This is a genomic window from Pseudomonas sp. B14(2017), from assembly GCF_002113255.1.
Taxonomy (GTDB): domain Bacteria; phylum Pseudomonadota; class Gammaproteobacteria; order Pseudomonadales; family Pseudomonadaceae; genus Aquipseudomonas; species Aquipseudomonas putida_Z.
Genome location: NZ_NEJY01000001.1, coordinates 1 through 19,437 on the forward strand (window position 1 = coordinate 1; position 19,437 = coordinate 19,437).

At 63.7% G+C, this 19,437-nt stretch carries 20 protein-coding genes; 12 read left to right on the forward strand and 8 right to left on the reverse strand.

Annotation, left to right across the window (positions count from 1 at the left end):
- Positions 1-486: 486 nt before the first annotated feature.
- From hemA to CAG34_RS00030, 6 genes are all read left to right on the forward strand, one after another.
- Positions 487-1,764 (forward strand): glutamyl-tRNA reductase, encoded by a 1,278-nt coding sequence (hemA, locus tag CAG34_RS00005; protein WP_085587332.1) that lies wholly within the window; start codon positions 487-489, stop codon positions 1,762-1,764.
- Positions 1,761-2,843: a peptide chain release factor 1 gene (gene prfA / locus CAG34_RS00010; protein ID WP_013970909.1), complete on the forward strand. Its 1,083-nt coding sequence runs from the start codon at positions 1,761-1,763 to the stop codon at positions 2,841-2,843. Before hemA ends, prfA begins: the two co-directional genes overlap by 4 nt.
- Positions 2,843-3,673 (forward strand): peptide chain release factor N(5)-glutamine methyltransferase, encoded by an 831-nt coding sequence (gene prmC, locus CAG34_RS00015; protein WP_013970910.1) that lies wholly within the window; start codon positions 2,843-2,845, stop codon positions 3,671-3,673. The genes prfA and prmC overlap by 1 nt, the downstream gene beginning before the upstream one ends.
- Complete coding sequence (locus tag CAG34_RS00020) at positions 3,667-4,422, forward strand: molybdopterin-synthase adenylyltransferase MoeB (RefSeq protein ID WP_025337684.1); 756 nt, start codon at positions 3,667-3,669, stop codon at positions 4,420-4,422. The genes prmC and CAG34_RS00020 overlap by 7 nt, the downstream gene beginning before the upstream one ends.
- Positions 4,415-5,212 carry a glutamate racemase gene (gene murI / locus CAG34_RS00025; RefSeq protein WP_085587334.1) on the forward strand — a complete coding sequence of 266 codons (798 nt, stop codon included), beginning with the start codon at positions 4,415-4,417 and terminating at the stop codon, positions 5,210-5,212. The genes CAG34_RS00020 and murI overlap by 8 nt, the downstream gene beginning before the upstream one ends.
- Positions 5,213-5,313: 101 nt before the next feature.
- Entirely contained in the window at positions 5,314-5,832 is a 519-nt protein-coding gene (locus CAG34_RS00030; RefSeq protein ID WP_025337686.1) for an acyloxyacyl hydrolase, read from the forward strand.
- Positions 5,833-6,132: 300 nt separating this feature from the next.
- On the opposite strand, the gene CAG34_RS00035 is transcribed toward CAG34_RS00030, so the two are convergent.
- The 5 genes from CAG34_RS00035 to CAG34_RS00055 form a co-directional block, all read right to left on the reverse strand.
- Complete coding sequence (locus CAG34_RS00035) at positions 6,133-6,834, reverse strand: SDR family oxidoreductase (protein ID WP_085587336.1); 702 nt, start codon at positions 6,832-6,834, stop codon at positions 6,133-6,135.
- Positions 6,831-8,273 (reverse strand): deoxyribodipyrimidine photo-lyase, encoded by a 1,443-nt coding sequence (gene phrB, locus CAG34_RS00040; RefSeq protein ID WP_085587338.1) that lies wholly within the window; start codon positions 8,271-8,273, stop codon positions 6,831-6,833. Before phrB ends, CAG34_RS00035 begins: the two co-directional genes overlap by 4 nt.
- The gene (locus CAG34_RS00045; protein ID WP_085587340.1) at positions 8,264-9,163 is read right to left on the reverse strand and encodes a MerR family transcriptional regulator; all 900 of its coding nucleotides are present in this window, start codon (positions 9,161-9,163) and stop codon (positions 8,264-8,266) included. Before CAG34_RS00045 ends, phrB begins: the two co-directional genes overlap by 10 nt.
- Positions 9,153-10,121, reverse strand: a complete 969-nt coding sequence (locus tag CAG34_RS00050; RefSeq protein ID WP_085587342.1) for a DUF523 and DUF1722 domain-containing protein — start codon at positions 10,119-10,121, stop codon at positions 9,153-9,155. Before CAG34_RS00050 ends, CAG34_RS00045 begins: the two co-directional genes overlap by 11 nt.
- A gap of 100 nt (positions 10,122-10,221) precedes the next feature.
- Positions 10,222-11,208, reverse strand: coding sequence for an NAD(P)/FAD-dependent oxidoreductase (locus tag CAG34_RS00055; protein ID WP_085587344.1), 987 nt, complete (start codon positions 11,206-11,208; stop codon positions 10,222-10,224).
- A gap of 187 nt (positions 11,209-11,395) precedes the next feature.
- Between CAG34_RS00055 and CAG34_RS00060 the strand changes: the two genes are divergently transcribed.
- Positions 11,396-12,301 (forward strand): TIGR01777 family oxidoreductase, encoded by a 906-nt coding sequence (locus tag CAG34_RS00060; protein WP_085587346.1) that lies wholly within the window; start codon positions 11,396-11,398, stop codon positions 12,299-12,301.
- A gap of 13 nt (positions 12,302-12,314) precedes the next feature.
- On the forward strand, positions 12,315-13,328 hold the full coding sequence (hemH, locus tag CAG34_RS00065; protein WP_085587348.1) for a ferrochelatase: 1,014 nt from the start codon (positions 12,315-12,317) through the stop codon (positions 13,326-13,328).
- A 132-nt stretch (positions 13,329-13,460) separates the two neighbouring features.
- On the opposite strand, the gene CAG34_RS00070 is transcribed toward hemH, so the two are convergent.
- Both CAG34_RS00070 and upp read right to left on the reverse strand, forming a co-directional pair.
- On the reverse strand, positions 13,461-14,735 hold the full coding sequence (locus tag CAG34_RS00070) for a uracil-xanthine permease family protein (protein WP_085587350.1): 1,275 nt from the start codon (positions 14,733-14,735) through the stop codon (positions 13,461-13,463).
- A 2-nt stretch (positions 14,736-14,737) separates the two neighbouring features.
- On the reverse strand, positions 14,738-15,376 hold the full coding sequence (upp, locus tag CAG34_RS00075) for a uracil phosphoribosyltransferase (protein ID WP_011532223.1): 639 nt from the start codon (positions 15,374-15,376) through the stop codon (positions 14,738-14,740).
- A 161-nt stretch (positions 15,377-15,537) separates the two neighbouring features.
- Here upp and CAG34_RS00080 point away from each other — a divergent pair, with 161 nt between their 5' ends.
- The 4 genes from CAG34_RS00080 (at position 15,538) to CAG34_RS00095 (ending at position 17,588) form a co-directional block, all read left to right on the forward strand.
- The gene (locus CAG34_RS00080; protein WP_003256346.1) at positions 15,538-16,095 is read left to right on the forward strand and encodes a hypoxanthine-guanine phosphoribosyltransferase; all 558 of its coding nucleotides are present in this window, start codon (positions 15,538-15,540) and stop codon (positions 16,093-16,095) included.
- 2 nt (positions 16,096-16,097) lie between these two features.
- On the forward strand, positions 16,098-16,571 hold the full coding sequence (locus tag CAG34_RS00085; RefSeq protein ID WP_025337695.1) for a WbuC family cupin fold metalloprotein: 474 nt from the start codon (positions 16,098-16,100) through the stop codon (positions 16,569-16,571).
- Positions 16,572-16,758: 187 nt separating this feature from the next.
- A complete protein-coding gene (locus CAG34_RS00090; protein ID WP_025337696.1) occupies positions 16,759-17,229 on the forward strand; it encodes a hypothetical protein in 471 nt (156 codons plus the stop codon).
- A gap of 68 nt (positions 17,230-17,297) precedes the next feature.
- Positions 17,298-17,588 carry a PA4642 family protein gene (locus CAG34_RS00095; RefSeq protein ID WP_015268954.1) on the forward strand — a complete coding sequence of 97 codons (291 nt, stop codon included), beginning with the start codon at positions 17,298-17,300 and terminating at the stop codon, positions 17,586-17,588.
- Between the two features lie 113 nt (positions 17,589-17,701).
- Here CAG34_RS00095 and mqo read toward each other — a convergent pair whose 3' ends face one another.
- A complete protein-coding gene (gene mqo / locus CAG34_RS00100; protein ID WP_013970927.1) occupies positions 17,702-19,210 on the reverse strand; it encodes a malate dehydrogenase (quinone) in 1,509 nt (502 codons plus the stop codon).
- Positions 19,211-19,437 lie beyond the last annotated feature (227 nt).

Sequence of the window (19,437 nt, forward strand, 5' to 3'; positions counted from 1 at the left end):
CAAAAAGCTTAAGCGACGGTTTTGATATGGCGAACAGTCCGTTTGCGATGGCGACGCTGACTCACCTTTTCGCCCTTACGGCGAGTCACTTTTTGCCAAACGCGGCAAAAAGTAACCAAAAAACGCTGCGCTCCCATCATCCGGCCCCTACGCTGCGCTCCGGGGTTCCCTCACTCCGGCCTTGCTCCCGGGAGTACGCGCTGCAGGCCCCATCCATGGGGCCTCAGCGCTTGACGGGCATCCATGCCCGTCACCTCCCTCCGCAAGGCCTGCGTTCGGCCTCCTGAAGTCGCGAAGATCAAGATCAAGATCAAGATCAAGATCAAAAGCCAGATCAAAAGCGGGGGTGTGAGCTGAAGTTGCCGCTGATGCTGGCCTGAAGCCGGCGATAGCCGCAGCGCTATCAGCGCAATAGCGAACGGTGGTTGTCCAAAAACCTGCGAAAGAGGACAATTATCGGCTTCCCGTCACAACCAGCGACCTTGCATGGCCTTTCTTGCACTTGGTATCAACCATAAGACTGCCTCGGTAGACGTACGCGAGCGCGTGGCGTTTACCCCAGAGCAGCTGGTAGACGCCCTGCAGCAGCTCTGCCGGCTGACATCCAGCCGCGAAGCGGCGATTCTGTCGACCTGCAACCGTAGCGAGCTCTATATCGAGCAGGACCACCTGTCCGCCGATGTGGTGCTGCAATGGCTCGCCGACTACCACCGCCTCAGCCTGGACGAGCTGCGCGCCAGCGCCTACGTGCACGAAGAGCACGAGGCGGTGAAGCACATGATGCGGGTGGCCTCCGGCCTGGACTCCCTGGTGCTCGGCGAGCCGCAGATCCTCGGCCAGATGAAGTCCGCCTACGCCGTGGCGCGTGAGGCTGGCACCGTCGGCCCATTGCTCGGGCGCCTGTTCCAGGCCACTTTCAGCGCCGCCAAGCAGGTGCGCACCGACACCGCCATCGGTGAAAACCCGGTGTCGGTGGCGTTTGCCGCGGTCAGCCTGGCCAAGCAGATCTTCAGCGACCTGGGCCGCAGCCAGGCCCTGCTGATCGGCGCCGGCGAAACCATCACCCTGGTCGCCCGCCACCTGCATGAGCAGGGCGTGCGCCGCATCGTCGTGGCCAACCGTACCCTTGAGCGGGCCAGCATCCTGGCCGAGCAGTTCGGTGCGCACGCCGTTCTGCTGGCCGACATCCCCCAGGAACTGGCCAACAGCGACATCGTCATCAGCTCCACCGCCAGCCAGTTGCCGATCCTCGGCAAGGGCGCGGTCGAGAGCGCGCTGAAACAGCGCCGGCACAAGCCGATTTTCATGGTCGACATTGCTGTACCGCGCGATATCGAAACCGAAGTCGGCGAACTCGACGACGTCTACCTGTACACTGTCGATGACCTGCACGACGTAGTGGCGGAAAACCTCAAGAGTCGCCAGGGCGCGGCCCAGGCCGCCGAAGAGCTGGTGTCGGTGGGGGCCGAAGACTTCATGCTGCGCCTGCGCGAGCTGGCCGCGGTGGATGTGCTCAAGGCCTATCGCCAGCAAAGCGAGCGCCTGCGCGACGAAGAACTGCAAAAGGCCCAGCGACTGCTGGCCAACGGCGGCAACCCCGAAGAGGTACTGGCCCAACTGGCCCGGGGGCTGACCAACAAACTCCTGCACGCACCCAGCGTGCAATTGAAAAGGCTCTCGGCCGAGGGCCGCCTCGATGCGCTGGCCATGGCCCAGGAACTCTTTGCCCTCAACGAGGGCTCGACGGACAAATCCCCGCAATGAAAGCGTCGCTGCTGAACAAACTGGAAATCCTCCAGGACCGCTTCGAAGAACTCACCGCACTGCTCGGTGATGCCGAGGTCATTTCCGACCAGACGCGCTTTCGCGCCTATTCCCGTGAATACGCCGAAGTCGAGCCGGTCTACGCTGCTTATAAAGAGTGGCGCAAAGTCCAGGACGACCTCGAAGGTGCCCAGGCGCTGCTCAAGGACAGTGACCCGGACCTGCGCGAAATGGCCGTGGAAGAAGTGCGTGAAGCCAAGGAACAACTGCTGACGCTGGAGTCGCAGCTGCAACGCATGCTGTTGCCCAAGGACCCCAACGACGGCCGCAACGTGTTCCTCGAAATCCGTGCCGGCACCGGTGGCGACGAGGCGGCGATCTTCTCCGGCGACCTGTTCCGCATGTATTCGCGCTACGCCGAAAAGCGTGGCTGGCGCCTGGAAATCCTCTCCGAGAACGAAGGCGAGCACGGCGGCTACAAGGAAATCATCGCCCGCGTCGAGGGTGAGAGCGTGTACGGCAAGCTCAAATTCGAGTCCGGCGCGCACCGCGTACAGCGCGTGCCCGAAACCGAATCCCAGGGCCGTATCCACACCTCCGCGTGCACCGTGGCGGTACTGCCCGAGCCGGACGAACAGGCGGCCATCGAGATCAACCCGGCCGACCTGCGCGTGGACACCTACCGAGCATCCGGTGCCGGTGGCCAGCACGTCAACAAGACCGATTCGGCGATCCGGATCACCCACTTGCCCACCGGTATCGTGGTCGAGTGCCAGGAAGAGCGCTCGCAGCACAAGAACCGTGCCCGCGCCATGTCCTGGCTGTCGGCCAAGCTCAACGACATGCAGACCAGCGCCGCGCAGAACGCCATCGCCACCGAGCGCAAGCTGCTGGTCGGCTCGGGTGACCGTTCCGAGCGCATCCGTACGTACAATTATCCACAGGGCCGGGTGACCGATCACCGCATCAACCTGACCCTGTACTCGCTGGACGACATCCTCGCCGGTGGCGTGGAGGCGGTGATCGAACCGCTGCTGGCCGAATACCAGGCCGATCAACTGGCCGCCCTGGGGGACTGATGACCATCATCGCCAGCCTGCTGCGCAACGCGCAGTTGCCAGAATCGCCCACCGAGCGGCTGGATGCCGAGCTGCTGTTGGCCGCGGCCATCGGCAAGTCGCGCAGTTACCTGCACACCTGGCCCGAGCGAATCGTCAGCAGCGAAGATGCCGAGACCTATGCCGGCTACCTGCAGCGCCGCCGTGGCGGCGAACCGGTCGCCTACATTCTCGGGCTGCAGGGCTTCTGGAAGATCGACCTGGAGGTGGCGCCGCATACCCTGATCCCGCGGCCGGATACCGAGCTGCTGGTCGAAGCCGCGCTTGAACTGCAACCCGCCACGCCGGCCAAGGTCCTTGACCTGGGCACCGGCACCGGCGCGATTGCCCTGGCCCTGGCCAGCGATCGCCCGGCCTGGCAGGTAACTGCAGTGGACCGGGTGGAGGAGGCCGCCGCCCTGGCCGAGCGGAACCGCCAGCGCCTGGGCCTGGCGAACGCCCAGGTACGGCTCAGCCACTGGTTCGACAGCCTGGCCGGCGAGCGTTTCGACCTGATTGTCAGCAACCCGCCCTACATCGCCGCCGCAGACCCGCACCTGGTCGCCGGTGATGTACGCTTCGAGCCCAGCAGCGCGCTGGTGGCCGGCGCCGATGGCCTGGACGACTTGCGCGTAATCGCTGCCCAGGCCCCCGCGCACCTGGTGCCGGGTGGCTGGTTGCTGCTGGAACACGGCTACGATCAGGCAGCGGCGGTGCGCGCCTTGCTGGCTGAACAAGGCTTCATCGAGGTCGCCAGCCGCACGGACCTGGGCGGCCATGAACGCATTACCCTGGGGCGCCTGCCATGCTGAGTGATCAGGAACTGCTGCGTTACAGCCGGCAGGTATTGCTGGCCCAGATCGACATCGACGGCCAGTTGCGGCTCAAGCAGAGCAAGGCGCTGATCGTCGGGCTCGGTGGCCTTGGCTCGCCAGTCGCCTTGTACCTGGCCGCTGCCGGGGTGGGTGAGCTGCACCTGGCCGACTTCGACACCGTCGACCTGACCAACCTGCAACGCCAGGTGATCCACGACAGTGCCAGCGTCGGCATGAGCAAGGTCGATTCGGCCTTGCAGCGCTTGCAGGCGATCAACCCGGAAATCAGCCTGGTTGCCCATCGCCAGGCTCTGGACGAGGACTCGCTGGCGGCAGCGGTGGCAGCGGTGGACCTGGTGCTGGACTGCTCTGACAATTTCGGTACCCGCGAGGCGGTCAACGTCGCCTGTGTCGCGGCTGGCAAGCCGCTGGTCAGCGGTGCGGCGATCCGCCTGGAAGGGCAGTTGTCGGTATTCGACCCACGGCGTGACTACAGCCCTTGCTACCACTGCCTGTACGGCCATGGCAGCGAAGCCGAACTGACCTGCAGCGAAGCCGGTGTGATCGGCCCGCTGGTGGGCCTGGTGGGCAGCCTGCAGGCGCTGGAGGCGATGAAGCTGCTGGCCGGGTTCGGCGAGCCGCTGGTCGGCCGCCTGCTGCTGATCGATGCTCTCGGCACTCGTATCCGCGAGCTACGGGTCAAGCGCGACCCGGCCTGTGCGGTCTGCGGCAAGCGCGATGGCTGAGCGCTCGGCGCCGGTCGGCGTGATGGATTCCGGAGTCGGCGGCTTGTCGGTGCTCGCAGAGATCCAGCGCCTGCTGCCCAACGAGACGCTGCTTTACGTGGCCGATTGCGGGCACATACCCTACGGCGAGAAGTCGCCGGACTATATCCGTGAGCGTCTCCGACGCATTGCTGCGTTCTTCCATGAACAGGGTGCCAAGGCCATGGTACTGGCCTGCAATACCGCCACGGTGGCGGCGGTGGCCGACCTGCGCGAGTTGTACCCGACCTGGCCGCTGGTGGGCATGGAGCCGGCGGTGAAGCCTGCTGCCGCCGCCACGCGCTCGGGCGTGGTCGGTGTGCTGGCCACCACAGGTACCCTGCAGAGCGCCAAGTTCGCCGCCTTGCTCGACCGCTTTGCCAATGACGTGCAGGTCATCACCCAACCTTGCCCGGGGCTGGTCGAGCTGATCGAGACCGGCGACCTGGCCAGTCCGGCGCTGCGCCAGTTGCTGCAAGGTTATGTGCAGCCGTTGCTGGCCGCTGGCTGCGACACGTTGATCCTCGGCTGCACCCATTACCCCTTCCTGCGCCCGTTGCTGGCCGGCATGGTGCCAGCCGACGTGGCCATCATCGACACCGGTGCCGCAGTGGCGCGCCAACTGCAGCGGCTGCTGGGCGCGGATGACCTGCTGGCCGATGGGCCAGCCCGGGATACCCGCTTCTGGACCAGCGCCGATCCGCAATCACTCAGAAAAATCCTACCTTTGCTGTGGCATAAGTCCGACAGTGTGCAAAGCTTTTCATTGTGAAAAAAACGTGAAAAGAAGCTGAACTATCGTACCACTGCCGTTTTCTATCGCTTTGCCTGACATGAGGCGGATACCAATAACAGCAAAGAAGGATGTTGCTCATGAAGAAGCTGCTTGGCTTGGCGGCGGCTGCCGTCTTCACCCTGGGGCACTCACTGGCGGCGCAGGCTGCCGACGTTTCGTTTTCGGTGGGGCAGACCGGTGACTCGACCATGGTCTATCGGTTGGGGCTGCAATCGAATTGGGATGCGAGCTGGTGGCAGACCAGCGTCGGGCGCCTGACGGGGTACTGGGATGGGGCCTACACCTATTGGGATGGTGACGAGACCGCGAGCAACCATAGCCTGTCGTTCGCGCCGGTGTTCGTCTACGAGTTTGCCGGGGAGTCGGTGAAGCCTTATATAGAGGCGGGGATTGGCGTGGCGGCATTCTCCAGCACCGAGCTGGAAGACAACGAGCTGGGCTCGGCATTCCAGTTCGAGGACCGTATCGGCTTTGGATTGCGCTTTGCCGGTGGGCATGAGATTGGCGTGCGGGCGATTCACTATTCCAACGCAGGCATCAAGCAGCCCAACGATGGGGTGGAGAGCTATAGCCTGCATTACCGCATGGCGCTCTGAGCTCTCCTGTGCCGGCCTTTTCGCGGGTGAACCCGCTCCCACAGGGGGCTTACATAGCTTGAGATCTATGAGGTACCTGGAGGAGCAACTGTCTTGCTCCATTACTCAGGCTACCTCATCACCTTGTAGGAGCAGCCTTGTGCTGCGAAGAAGCCATTGCTGCAGAAGAACATCTGCTGCCCTACTGCCCTCTTCGCAGCACAAGGCTGCTCCTACAGGTTATGCGCATGACTTCAAGCCGATGCGGTCGAGGTGGGAGCCGGCTTGCCGGCGATAGGGCCGGAACGGTCACCACATCGATTACTTGAGTGGCAAAGGCCACAGGCTAGTCAGATCCAAAGCCTCCAGCACAAGCTCGGGCTCCCTCTGCGGCCACCGCCGCAGCAGCTCTTCTGCCGCATTCTGCGGCGTCCACGCCTCCGGTATCGCCTGCGCCGGTGTCACAGGTGTCTTCAGCGACTGCGGCCCCACCACGGTCAGCTCGACCCCCTGCGCCTTCAACGCCTGACGCTGCTCGCGCATCCACTGCGGCATGTTGTTCCAGCCCGCAGGCGCCTGCGTCGGTGCATGCAACTGCAGCGCCGAATAACGGTTGAACACCGCCATCACCTGGGGTGAGTCACCCTTCGCCAGCAAAGGTAGCGCTTTGGCCAGGCAATGCTCGCCGGCCAACTGGTTGTCAGTGACGATCGCCTCGAACAACTCGCTGTCCGCCACATCGTCCGCCAGGTAGTCGCTGGTACCGGCATTGATGATCAAACCGTCCAGCGCGCACCAGGCATGGCATATCTGCTGGCTGGCCTGGGCCGCCTGGTGTTCTTCGTGCAACTGCCACGGCAAGCGCAACAGCTGGCTGCCATAGCGTGCAGCCAAGGCATCCAGTGCCTCGCCATGCCTGCCGCTTGCAGCTACCCGGTGTCCTTGCTCGAGTAACCCTTCCACTAACGCCAGGCCAAGTCCATTGCCTGCTCCCGTCACCCAGATACTGCGTGCGTTGTTCAAGATGCTGCCCTCTGATCCTGCCGGCGCGGGAGGTTCTTGAATGCCTCCAGTGCGCGCTGACGACTGCTGTCGAGATCGACAATTGGACTGTGATAGGAATATCTAGCAAAAAGATCGGCCGACTTCACGGGGAAATGAATGGCTTTTTCATCCAGCCCCTGCAATTCCGGCAGCCAGTGCCGAATGAAACGCCCCTGCGGGTCGAAACGCTGCGACTGCGAAACCGGGTTGAAGATGCGGAAATAGGGCACTGCGTCGGTGCCAGTGGACGCGCTCCACTGCCAGCCACCGTTGTTGGCGGCCAGGTCGCCGTCTATCAGGTGGCGCATGAAATGCCGCTCGCCCTTGCGCCAGTCGATCAACAGGTTCTTGCTGAGGAACATGGCCACGATCATGCGCAGGCGGTTGTGCATCCACCCGGTATCCAGCAGTTGGCGCATGGCGGCGTCGATAATCGGGAAGCCGGTCCGGCCCTGTTCCCAGGCTTCGAGGTCGGCCGGTGCATCGCGCCAGGGCAGGGCTTCGGTCTGGGCGCGGAAGGCGCGGTGACGCGAGACCTGTGGATAACCGGTCAGGATGTGTTTGTAGAATTCGCGCCAGAGCAGCTCGTTGATCCAGGTTTGCACGCCGCTGCTGCCGCTGTCGAACTCGCCGCGGTTGCTGGCCAGGGCGCCGTGCAGGCACTGGCGCGGTGAAATCACGCCTGCGGCCAGGTAGGCCGAGAGCTGGCTGGTGCCGGGCTTGGCAGGCAAGTCGCGCAGCTGTTGGTAGTCGTCGATGGTTTCGTCGAGAAAACGGGTCAGCCGCGCCTGCGCTTCGGCTTCGCCGGCCGGCCAGTGGTCGCGCAGTGTTTGCGCGGGTTTTTCGAAGCCGTCCACGTGCTGGGGGATCGGGTCGCTGCTGACCTGCAGCGGTGCCTGGCGTTTCACCCGCTGGGCCAGGGCGGGGAGGCCGCGGTGCAGGTGCTCCAGGCAGTTCTTCTTGAACTGGCTGAACACCTGGAAGTAGTCGCCGCTGCGGGTAAGGATGGTGCCTGGGCGGAACAACAGCTGGTCGAGGTGGCTGTGGGCCTGGATGGACGACTTTTCCAGCAGCGCGCGGGTGGCGTCGTCGCGACGTTGCTCGTTGATGCCGTACTCCTCGTTCCAGTGCACGCTTTGCACCTGATGCTGGCGGCAGACATCGAGTACGGCCTGTGGCGCCTGGTCCCAGGTGTCGATCCTGCGGATCAGCAGGGGGATGTTCAGGCGCTCCAGCGCCTGGCGCAGGTCGCGCAGGTTGCGCAGCCAGAAGTCGACTTTGCAGGCGGCGTCGTCGTGGGCCAGCCATTGCCCGGGGCTGACCAGCCACAGGGCGAGGGCCGGGCCGCGTTCGCTGGCGGCGCTGAGCGCGGTGTTGTCATCGATGCGCAGGTCGCTGCGCAGCCAGGTCAGGTGCATGGTGCGGTCATCTCTCCAGGCTGGCGGTCATGGGCTTGCAGCAAACGCAATGCCGCCTGAGGGGTATCGAACAGGGCAAGGTTGGGCAGCCTGAGGGCACGCAGCCGGGCTTCGTGCAGCGCCAGCATCGGCCCGCCGGCCAGGGTCGGTACGGGCAGGTTGGACAGGGTGCGTTGCAGCGCCTTGTCATCGATGCGTGGCCCCAGGTGCAGCAGCACGGCGCGCGGCTTGAGCATGGTTACGGCGCGTTGCAGGTGCGCGCCGGCAATGGTGTGCTCCAGTACTTCGACCGGCAGGCCGTTGCTGGTGAACAGCCAGGCGCACAACCACAAACCGGGGCTGAAGGTGTGTTCGCTGTGTTCGGTCAGCAAGATGGCAGGGCCTTGCAGCAACTGGTTGTCGTGGTAGACCCGGGCGCCCAGCTTGCTGCGCAGCCAGCTGTGGAAAAACACCTGCTCCAGCCGTGCATTGAAATAGTTGCGCCAGCGCAGGTCGAGGAGGTCGAGCAGCGGCAATAGCAATTGCTCGCACAGGGTGACAGCCGGGTAAAGGGCCATCGCCTGGTTGAGCTGCTGGTCGAGGGCGCGCTGCGACAGCGTGGCGATGGCCTCGACCAGTTGGAACTGCCGGGCTTGCCAGTCGCCTTTCGGTGGCGTGCTGGCCGGTTTGTCGAGCAGCTCGCGTACCTGGCCGACGGAGGCGCCGCGTTGCAGCCAGGCGAGGATCGCCTCGACGCGTTCGACCTGCTCCAGCGGATACAGGCGATGGCCCTTGGCGGTACGCTGGGGCTTGAGCAGGCCATAGCGGCGCTCCCAGGCGCGCAGGGTGACGGGATTGACGCCCGTGCGGCGAGCCAGCTCGCCGATGGGCAACAGGATTTCAGACGCCATTGCGCAGGCCCAGGCGCTCGGGGTGCGGCTGCAGGTAGGCCTGCTGCTGCAGATACGGGTCGGGGTGCTTGCGCAAATGGTGCTTGAGCAGGGTCAGCGGCACTACCAGCGGTACCACGCCTTGGTGGTATTGGCCGATGATGGCTTGCAGCTCGGCTTTGTCCTGCTGTGTGAGGGTGTCCTTGAAGTAGCCGCTCAGATGCTGCAGCACGTTGCAATGAGTGCCACGGCTGGCACAGCGACGCAGGGCCTGCATCAGCTGGCTGAAATAGCGCGGGCCGATGCTTTGCGGGTCATCGTCCTTGCTCATGTTGCCGAGCAGGCGCCCGAGGCTGCGGTAGGCCTGCGGGTTGTTGGCCATCAGCAGGTACTTGTAGCGCGAGTGGAACCGCACCAAGGCGCCACGGCTCAGGCCTTCGGCCAGCAGGCGCTGCCAGTCGGCATAGGCGTACACACGGCTGATGAAGTTCTCGCGCAGCACAGGGTCGTGCAGGCGGCCTTCTTCTTCCACCGGCAGGTCCGGGCGCCGTGCGCAGAACGCCTGGGCATACACGCCCCGCCCACCGTGGAAGGCCGGGTGGCCATTGTCCTGGTACACCTTGACCCGCTCCAGGCCACAGGAAGGCGATTTCTGCATGAAGATGTAGCCGCAGATATCGTCGAGTTCGGCTGCCATTTGCTCGCCGTAGTTGCGCAGCGGGCCGGTCAGGTCCATGCCGGGGTTGCGGGTGCCTACCACTTCCGGCTGCTCGGGGTTGCCGACCAGTCGGATCGGGTCGCGCGGCACGCCCAGGCCGATGGCCACCTCCGGGCACACCGGCAACCAGTCGAAATGTTCCTCGAGTTGCATACGGCACAGGTCGGAGGCCTTGTGGCCACCGTTATAGCGCACGCTGTGCCCGGTCAGGCAGGCGCTGATGGCGATACGCGGCTTGCTGTGGGCAAATGAGTCGTGCATGTGCTGCCTCCAAAAACCTGTACGAGACTAAAAAGTTGTACAGGTTCATTCCAGCACAGCCCGGAAGTTATGCAAACCAGTTTTTTTGTATAACCCTACATCACTCGAGGTGTTCGAGCAGCCGACGCGCCGCTTCCTGACCACTGAGCCAGGCGCCTTCGACACGGCCGGACAGGCACCAGTCACCGCAGGCGTACAAACCTTGGTCAGCATCGGCCAGCGCGCCCCATTCATGGTTGCTGCTCGGGCGGGCATAAAGCCAGCGGTGGGCCAAGGCAAAATTAGGTGCCGGCACCACGCAGCCGACCAGTTCGGCGAACTCGCCCCACAGCTGTTCGATCACTTCTTCCTTGGGCAGGTCGATGTGTTGCCGGCTCCAGTCCGAGGTGGCGTGCAGTACCCAGGTGTCGAGCTGCTCGTCACGCCCGGGCTTGCTGCGGTTGCGCGCCAGCCAGTCGAGCGGGTTGTCCTGCACGAAGCAGCCTTGCATCGGGGTGTCCAGCGGGGTCTGGAAGGCCAGGGCGACGGCCCAGGTGGGCTCCATCTGCACACCGGCGGCCACGGCAGCGAGCTTCGGGGTAGCGGCCAGCAACGGCGTGGCCTGTGGTGCCGGCACGGCGATCACCACGCGGCTGTAGGGGCCGTGGCTGCATCCTTCGGTGTCCTGCAGGTGCCAGTACTGCTTGCCGCGGAACACTTCGGCGATGCGGCAGCCGAAGTTGACCGTCACATCCTTGAGCAGGCCGCGGGTGATTGCACTCATGCGCGGCACGCCCACCCAGCGCGTCTGCTCGTCGGGTGAAGGGGTGAGTTCACCATCGCGGTAATTGTACAGCTGTGGCTTCCATTGCTCGGCCCAACCAGCGGCAACCCACTGCTGTACCTGCTCGACGAAGCGCCGGTCACGGGCGGTGAAATACTGGGCGCCGAGGTCCAGCGCGCCAGCTTCGCTGCGCTTGCTAGCCATGCGACCGCCACTGCCGTGGCCCTTGTCGAACAAATGCACGGATTGCCCGGCCTTCTGCAAGGCCTGGGCGGCTGACAGACCGGCGATACCGGCCCCGATGATGGCAATAGGTACTGTCATGATGGCCTCTTCAAACCTTGCTGTAAGCAGACTACGCTGTCAGGCAAACCTGTACAATGATCAAATTTTGTATAAGGTTATTCCGTGTTGGCAGGCAGGTTGGCCTATGTTTATCCGAGAGCGTCGGGTCAAAAAAGTGCCTTGATGTTAAAAATAGACCACCGCCGCATTCTGCGAGGACACAGCCATGCATATATTGCTGACAGGCGGCACCGGGTTGATTGGCAAGCACCTGTGCCAGTACTGGCTCGGCCAGGGTCATCGCTTGACGGTATGGAGCCGGCGACCTGAGCAGGTGCCGAAAATTTGTGGGAACGGCGTGCGTGGCATTGCCCGCCTGGAGCAACTGGAGGCGGATGATCATCTGGACGCAGTGATCAACCTGGCCGGCGCGCCGATTGCCGATCGGCCCTGGACGGCGGCCCGGCGCAACCTGCTGTGGGCCAGCCGCGTCACCCTCACCGAGCAGTTGCTGGCCTGGCTGGGCAGCCGCGAACAGCGCCCGGAAGTGCTGATCTCCGGCTCTGCGGTGGGCTGGTACGGAGACGGTGGCGAACGTGAGCTGACCGAGGCTTCACCGCCGGTGCGCGAAGATTTCGCCAGCCAACTGTGCATTGCCTGGGAAGAGACAGCGATGCGTTCGCAGGCTCAGGGCATTCGCGTGGTGCTGGTGCGTACCGGGTTGGTGCTGGCCAGTGACGGCGGCTTTTTGTCGCGCCTGCGCCTGCCCTTCAAACTGGGGCTGGGCGGGCCTTTGGGCGACGGGCGGCAGTGGATGCCTTGGGTCCATATAGACGACCAGGTCGCCCTGATTGATTTTCTCTTGCAGCACAAGGATGCCAGCGGTCCTTATAATGCCTGCGCCCCGGAGCCGGTGCGCAACCGCGAGTTCGCCAGGCGCCTTGGCCGCACCTTGCACCGGCCGGCGCTGCTGCCAGTGCCGGCACTGCTGCTCAAAGCGGGGCTGGGTGAGCTGTCGACCCTGCTGCTCGGCGGCCAGCGCGCCCGCCCGGTACGCTTGCTGGCGGCAGGCTTCACCTTCCGCTTCAACGATTTGCAATCGGCCCTGGACAACCTGTCCAGCCGCCTCTGACATAGGACGCTGCATGACCGATCACGCCCTGCTGCTGGTCAACTTGGGTTCCCCGGCCTCCACCTCGGTGGCCGATGTGCGCCGCTACCTCAACCAGTTCCTCATGGACCCGTACGTGATCGACCTGCCCTGGCCGGTGCGGCGCCTGCTGGTGTCGCTGATCCTGGTCAAGCGCCCGGAGCAGTCGGCGCACGCCTATGGCTCGATCTGGTGGGAGGAGGGCTCGCCGCTGGTGGTGCTGACCCGTCGCCTGCAGGCGGCGATGGTCGAGCACTGGCCCCATGGCCCGGTGGAGATTGCCATGCGCTATGGCCAGCCGGCCTTGCCCGAGGTGCTGGAGCGCCTGGTGGCACAGGGTGTGCGCAAGGTGACCCTGGCGCCGCTGTACCCACAGTTCGCTGACAGCACGGTGACCACTGTGGTGGAACTGGCCAGGCAGACAGTCAATGAACGCCAGTTGCCGTTGCAGCTGCGCGTGCTGCAGCCGTTCTACGAGCACCCGGACTACATCGAGGCACTGGTCGCCAGCGCCCGGCCTTACCTGGAGCAGGATTACGATCACCTGTTGCTGAGCTTCCATGGCTTGCCGGAGCGGCACCTGAAGAAGCTGGACCCGACCGGCAAGCATGACTTCCAGGCGGCCGACTGCTGCAAGGATGCCAGTGCCGATATGCGCGCGGTGTGCTACCGCGGGCAGTGCCTGGCAACGGCCAGGGCCTTTGCGCAGAAAATGGGCATACCCGATGGCAAATGGTCGGTGTCGTTCCAGTCACGGCTGGGGCGGGCCAAGTGGATCGAACCCTATACCGAGGCGCGGCTGGACGAGCTGGCCAAGGCCGGGGTGAAGAAGCTGCTGGTAATGTGCCCGGCGTTCGTGGCCGATTGCATCGAGACCCTGGAAGAGATCGGCATGCGCGGGAGCGAGCAGTTTGTCGAGGCCGGCGGGCAGGAGCTGGTGCTGGTGCCTTGCCTGAATGATCACCCGGAGTGGGTGAAGGCGCTGGCGGGGATGTGCGAAAAGGCCTGACTTTCAGGTTGCCTGTACTGGCCCTATCGCCGGCAAGCCAGCTCCCACAGGTATTCCACAGTTCTCGAAATCTGTGGGATACCTGTGGGAGCTGGCTTGCCGGCGATAGGGCCAGATCAGGCTAAAGCCGGATCAAGGCAACTGATCATCCAGCTTCTTGTGCTTCCAGCCATCATTGCCCGGCAAGATCAGGTTCAGGGCGATTGCCACGATGGCGCACAGGGCGATGCCCTTCAGGCCCCAGTCATCCGGGCCGTCACCGCTGCCGATCAGTACGCCGCCAATACCGAACACCAGGGTCACCGACACGATCACCAGGTTGCGCGCTTCGGCCAGGTCGATCTTGTGGCGGATCATGGTGTTCATGCCCACCGCCGCGATCGAACCGAACAGCAGGCACAGGATGCCACCCATCACCGGTACCGGGATGCTTTGCAGCAGTGCGCCGAACTTGCCGATGAAGGCCAGGGTGATGGCGAAGACCGCCGCCCAGGTCATGATCTTCGGGTTGTAGTTCTTGGTCAGCATCACCGCGCCGGTCACTTCGGCATAGGTGGTGTTGGGCGGGCCGCCGAACAGGCCGGCTGCGGTAGTGGCCAGGCCGTCGCCCAGCAGGGTGCGGTGCAGGCCGGGCTTCTTCAGGTAGTCGCGGCCAGTCACGCTGCCGACCGCGATCACCCCGCCGATGTGCTCGATCGCCGGTGCCAGGGCAACCGGGACGATGAACAGGATGGCCTGCCAGTTGAACGCTGGCGCGGTGAAGTTGGGCAGCTCCAGCCACGGTGCGGCGGCGATCTTGGCAGTGTCGACCACGCCAAAGGCGAACGACAGGGCAAAGCCTACGAACACGCCGGCAATGATCGGCACCAGACGGAAGATGCCCTTGCCGAACACGGCGACGATCAGCGTTGTCAGCAGGGCCGGCATCGAGATCATCATGGCGGTCTTGTAGGGCAGCAGCACGCTGCCGTCACCGGCCTTGCCCATCGCCATGTTGGCGGCGATCGGCGCCATGGCCAAGCCGATGGAGATGATCACCGGGCCGATCACCACCGGTGGCAGCATGCGGTCGATGAAACCGGTGCCTTTGATTTTCACCATCAGGCCCATGAAGGTGTACACGAAACCTGCGGCCATCACGCCGCCCATGGTCTCGGCCAGGCCGAACTGGCCCTTGGCGAGGATGATCGGGGTGATGAAGGCAAAGCTCGAGGCCAGGAACACGGGTACCTGGCGGCCGGTGACCAGCTGGAACAGCAGGGTGCCGATACCGGCGGTGAACAGCGCGACGTTCGGATCGAGGCCGGTGATCAGTGGCATCAGCACCAGCGCGCCAAATGCCACGAAGAGCATCTGCGCGCCCGAAACGACCTGGCGCCAGAGCGGGTCGTTGAAGCCGTCCTGCATGGTCAGGCGTCCTTTTGCTTGGTGCCGAAGATCTTGTCACCGGCATCGCCCAGGCCCGGCACGATGTAGCCGTGTTCGTTCAGGCGCTGGTCGATCGAGGCGGTGTAGATCTGCACGTCCGGGTGGGCTTTTTCCACCACTTCGATGCCTTCTGGCGCGGCGACCAGGACCATGGCGCGGATCTCTTTGCAGCCGGCCTTCTTCAGCAGGTCGATGGTGGCGACCATCGAACCGCCGGTGGCCAGCATCGGGTCGATGATCAGGGCCAGGCGCTGGTTGATGTCCGGCGCGAGCTTTTCCAGGTAGGTGTGGGCTTCGAGGGTTTCCTCGTTGCGGGCAACGCCGACGGCGCTGACCTTGGCACCCGGGATCAGGCTGAGCACGCCGTCGAGCATGCCGATGCCGGCACGCAGGATCGGCACCACGGTAATCTTCTTGCCGGCGATTTTTTCAACTTGCACCTTGCCGCACCAGCCATCGATCTCGTAGGTTTCGAGCGGCAGGTCCTGGGTGGCTTCGTAGGTCAGGAGCGCGCCGACTTCCTGGGCAAGTTCGCGAAAATTCTTGGTGCTGATATCGGCACGGCGCATCAGGCCGAGCTTGTGGCGGATCAGCGGATGGCGGATCTCACGAGTGGGCATAGGGGGGCTCCGAAAGGCGGGCAAAAAAACCGCGCTAGATTAATCTATTCAGCCTGTGCTGTCGTCTGGTCATTCTGGACGTTAGTCCATAAATGCTTGATCTGTGACGAGCGGATGCGTACCTTTGCCCGCTTTTCCAAAATGCACCCCCGGAGAGCGCCATGTCCGCCGATCTCGAGCATATCCGTCAAGTCATGCGTGAAGCTGACTGCCTGTACACCGAAGCCGAAGTCGAAGCGGCCATCGCCAAAGTCGGCGAGCAGATCTGCAAGGACCTGCACGACAAGAACCCGGTTGTGTTCTGCGTGATGAACGGCGGCCTGATCTTCTCCGGCAAACTGCTGACCCACCTGCAGTTCCCACTGGAAGCCAGCTACCTGCACGCCACCCGCTACCGCAACCAGACCAGCGGCGGCGAGCTGTTCTGGAAGGCCAAGCCCGAAGTGTCGTTCATCGACCGTGACGTACTGATCGTCGATGACATCCTCGACGAAGGCCACACCCTCAGCGCCATCATCGAGTTCTGCAAGCATGCCGGCGCGCGCTCGGTGCACACCGCGGTACTGATCGACAAGGACCATGACCGCAAGGCCAGCCCGGAGCTCAAGGCCAACTACGTGGGCCTGCCCTGCGTCGACCGCTACATCTTCGGTTATGGCATGGACTACAAAGGCTACTGGCGCAACGCCAACGGCATCTTCGCCGTAAAGGGGCTGTGATCATGCGCCAGCCTGCGTTCATCGACCAATCGTTGTTCGCCGGGCTGGCTGCACAGGCTGCCGCCAACCCACGCGGGCGGCAGCATCACAATTTCCATGAGATGGAAGAGCCTTGCCACCGCATGGCGGTCGGGCTGCAACCGAGCACCTACATCCCTCCGCATCGGCACCTCCGCGATGACAAAGCCGAAACGCTGGTCGTGCTTAAGGGTTGCCTGGGCCTGCTGCTCTTCGACGAGCAGGGGGCGGTGACCGACAAGCGAGTGCTGAAGGCGGGGGGTGATTGCCTGGGTGTGGACCTGGCACCTGGTATTTATCATGGGCTGGTGGTGCTGGAGCCGGACAGCATCATGTTCGAGTGCAAGGCCGGGCCGTATCGGCCGGTGGGTGAAGGCGAGCATGCGCACTGGGCTCCGCGCGAAGGTGAAGAAGGCGTGGCCGAGTACCAGGCCTGGATGCGCGCGCAGTTCGATTGATGTCAGGCCGGCGCACTCAACTGTAGGAGCGGCCTTGTGTCGCGATCGGGCTGCGCAGCAGCCCCTCGATTGAAGCTTCGCCACCAACATGGCCGGGGCCGCTTTGCGGCCCATCGCGACACAAGGCCGCTCCTACAAGAGCCTGTGCAGGCCGTGCTAGAGTGCTCCTTCATTCAAGGAGCCTCACATGCGTGCGTTTCTTCCCCTCCTGCTGGCGGTCAGCCTGCCACTCGCCGCCGCACCGCTGCACAGCCAGTTCCTGCCACCTGATGACCAGTCCCTGCGCCAGGAAGCGCCGACTGGCCAGCAATTGCTGCAAGTGACCGACTACTCGGTGGTAGTGGGTACCCAGCGCCAGTCCGACCAGCAGCCGATCCCGATCACCTCGTCGTTGCAGGTGCGCCTCAAGGGCAAGCCGCTGAGCAAGGGCGCGACCATAGCCCAGGTGCTGCTGACCTTTGACGGTGAAGCGGCCAAGAGCCTGAAGAAACCCGTATACGACGACAAAACCCGCACCCTGAGCCTGAATTACCCGCTCAGCGACTACCGCGTGATCATGGACCTGCTGCGCAACGAGACGCTGTATGTGCAGTTCCTCACGTACGGCAACGGCCACGTCTGGGCCGACCTGCACACCGGTACCGTACGTACGCGTTGAGGCGCCCGGCCTGCGGGGGGTACACTGCCGGCCTTCGAAATTTCGTGATGGTCCAGTTGGAGTCGGCAATGCGTAAAGACAAGAAACAGGTAATCGGTGACGAGATCAGCGACGACTACATCAAGTCGTTCCTTCAGTTCGAGCCGGCCGATGGCGTGACATCGCCGTCGCTGCACAAGCTGGTCAAGGCCTACCGCGGCCTGCGCATCGACGATTTCGAGCGTTTTGTCGGCTTCTTCGTCGAGGCTGGGCTGGACCTGGATGGCAAGGATGAGCACGGCAAGACCTTTGTCGAGCAGATTGCCGACCAGCGCAATGCGTCGGATTACATCGAGATCATCGCCAAGGCCCGTGGCTGATTTTTAACCTGTGACGGGCCTTTCGCGGGCATGCCCGCAGAGGCCGGCACAGGTGAATGAGCAACCAGGCACAAAAAAACGCCCCGAGGGGCGTTTTTTCGTTACCGGCCGAATCAGGCGTAATGCTTGGCCGCCGGGCTGCTTTCCACCAGGTCCAGCGCCACGTCGTTGTCGGCACTGATCTTGTGGTACAGGGCAGCATCGGTCGCCAGGGTCTTCTCGCGAGCCGGGAAGATTTCCTTGAGCTTGGCAGCCCAGGCACCTTTGGCCTGCTCGGGGAAGCAACGCTCGATCAGTTCCAGCATGATCGACACGGTCACCGAAGCACCCGGCGATGCGCCGAGCAGTGCAGCCAGGCTGCCGTCCTGGGCCGAGACCAGCTCGGTACCGAACTGCAGAACGCCGCCTTTCTTCGGGTCTTTCTTGATGATCTGCACGCGCTGACCAGCCACTTCCAGGCGCCAGTCTTCGGCCTTGGCCTGCGGGTAGAAGCGACGCAGGGCTTCCAGGCGCTGCTCCATCGACTGCATCACTTCGCTGACCAGGTACTTGGTCAGGTCCATGTTGTCACGGGCCACGGCCAGCATCGGGCCGATGTTGCCCATGCGCACCGACAGCGGCAGGTCCATCAGCGAACCGTGCTTGAGGAACTTGGTGGTAAAGCCGGCATATGGGCCGAACAGCAGCGATTTCTTGCCATCGACCACGCGGGTATCCAGGTGCGGTACCGACATCGGTGGGGCGCCGACCGCAGCCTGGCTGTAGACCTTGGCCTGGTGCTGCTTGACGATTTCCGGGTTGTCGCAACGCAGCCACTGGCCGCTGACCGGGAAGCCGCCGAAGCCTTTGCTTTCCGGAATGCCCGACAGCTGCAGCAGCGGCAGGGCCGCGCCACCGGCGCCGAGGAAGACGAAGCGGGCGTCCACTTCACGGCTGCCGCCGCTGTTGACGTCCTTGATGCTCACGGTCCAGCCCTTGCCGTTACGGCGCAGGCCGACGACCTTCTTGCTGTACTTGACCTGAGCGTCCTGCGAGTCACCCAGCAGCTTCAGCAGCTTGTTGGTCAGGGCGCCGAAGTTGACGTCGGTGCCCTTGAGCACGCGGGTGGCGGCGATGTGCTGGTCGGCTGGGCGGCCTGGCATCATCAGCGGCATCCAGTCCTTCATCACTGCCTTGTCTTCGGTGTATTCCATGTCCGCGAAGGCATGGTGCTGCTTGAGCAGCTCATAGCGCTTCTTGAGGAAGGAAACACCCTTGTCACCCTCGACGTAGCTCAGGTGCGGGACAGGGTTGATGAAGGCACGTGCCGAGCCGAAGTTGCCCTTCTTGCTCAGGTAGGCCCAGAACTGGCGCGAAACCTCGAACTGGGTGTTGATGTGCACGGCCTTCTTGATGTCGATGCTGCCATCGGCGGCCTGGGGCGTGTAGTTAAGCTCGCACAGGCCGGCGTGGCCGGTGCCTGCGTTGTTCCAGGGGTTGGAGCTTTCCGCGGCTCCGGAGTCCATCGCCTCCACGACCTCAAGCTTCAGGGTCGGGTCGAGCTCCTTGAGCAGTACGGCCAGGGTGGCACTCATGATGCCCGCGCCTACCAGTACCACATCAACCGATTCGTTCTGCGCCATTTAACGCGTCTCCACAATCTACAGCTACCTAATTGACAGCATAGGACCTGGGTTCGCCAGGGTCGCCATGTCCGACTTTTCGCAGTTCTTGCAACTTCCGCGGACACCGCCAATCAGTCTTCGGGTTCGCGTATTGAACGCGGTTTGCCACGGGTGCGGCAATTCGACTTATGGTCAAGGTGTCGTGCGTGCGTTATGGAACGGCTCAGACACTCATACGGGATGAG

Bases quoted from the DNA above. Each gene is read 5' to 3' on its own strand.
- CAG34_RS00055 (WP_085587344.1), bottom strand. From the start codon at position 11,208: ATGACAGTACCTATTGCCATCATCGGGGCCGGTATCGCCGGTCTGTCA.
- CAG34_RS00060 (WP_085587346.1), top strand. From the start codon at position 11,396: ATGCATATATTGCTGACAGGCGGCACCGGGTTGATTGGCAAGCACCTG.
- CAG34_RS00020 (WP_025337684.1), top strand. From the start codon at position 3,667: ATGCTGAGTGATCAGGAACTGCTGCGTTACAGCCGGCAGGTATTGCTG.
- CAG34_RS00080 (WP_003256346.1), top strand. From the start codon at position 15,538: ATGTCCGCCGATCTCGAGCATATCCGTCAAGTCATGCGTGAAGCTGAC.
- CAG34_RS00095 (WP_015268954.1), top strand. From the start codon at position 17,298: ATGCGTAAAGACAAGAAACAGGTAATCGGTGACGAGATCAGCGACGAC.
- murI (WP_085587334.1), top strand. From the start codon at position 4,415: ATGGCTGAGCGCTCGGCGCCGGTCGGCGTGATGGATTCCGGAGTCGGC.
- prfA (WP_013970909.1), top strand. From the start codon at position 1,761: ATGAAAGCGTCGCTGCTGAACAAACTGGAAATCCTCCAGGACCGCTTC.
- CAG34_RS00090 (WP_025337696.1), top strand. From the start codon at position 16,759: ATGCGTGCGTTTCTTCCCCTCCTGCTGGCGGTCAGCCTGCCACTCGCC.
- prmC (WP_013970910.1), top strand. From the start codon at position 2,843: ATGACCATCATCGCCAGCCTGCTGCGCAACGCGCAGTTGCCAGAATCG.
- hemA (WP_085587332.1), top strand. From the start codon at position 487: ATGGCCTTTCTTGCACTTGGTATCAACCATAAGACTGCCTCGGTAGAC.
- mqo (WP_013970927.1), bottom strand. From the start codon at position 19,210: ATGGCGCAGAACGAATCGGTTGATGTGGTACTGGTAGGCGCGGGCATC.
- upp (WP_011532223.1), bottom strand. From the start codon at position 15,376: ATGCCCACTCGTGAGATCCGCCATCCGCTGATCCGCCACAAGCTCGGC.
- CAG34_RS00085 (WP_025337695.1), top strand. From the start codon at position 16,098: ATGCGCCAGCCTGCGTTCATCGACCAATCGTTGTTCGCCGGGCTGGCT.
- hemH (WP_085587348.1), top strand. From the start codon at position 12,315: ATGACCGATCACGCCCTGCTGCTGGTCAACTTGGGTTCCCCGGCCTCC.
- CAG34_RS00030 (WP_025337686.1), top strand. From the start codon at position 5,314: ATGAAGAAGCTGCTTGGCTTGGCGGCGGCTGCCGTCTTCACCCTGGGG.
- phrB (WP_085587338.1), bottom strand. From the start codon at position 8,273: ATGCACCTGACCTGGCTGCGCAGCGACCTGCGCATCGATGACAACACC.
- CAG34_RS00070 (WP_085587350.1), bottom strand. From the start codon at position 14,735: ATGCAGGACGGCTTCAACGACCCGCTCTGGCGCCAGGTCGTTTCGGGC.
- CAG34_RS00050 (WP_085587342.1), bottom strand. From the start codon at position 10,121: ATGCACGACTCATTTGCCCACAGCAAGCCGCGTATCGCCATCAGCGCC.
- CAG34_RS00045 (WP_085587340.1), bottom strand. From the start codon at position 9,163: ATGGCGTCTGAAATCCTGTTGCCCATCGGCGAGCTGGCTCGCCGCACG.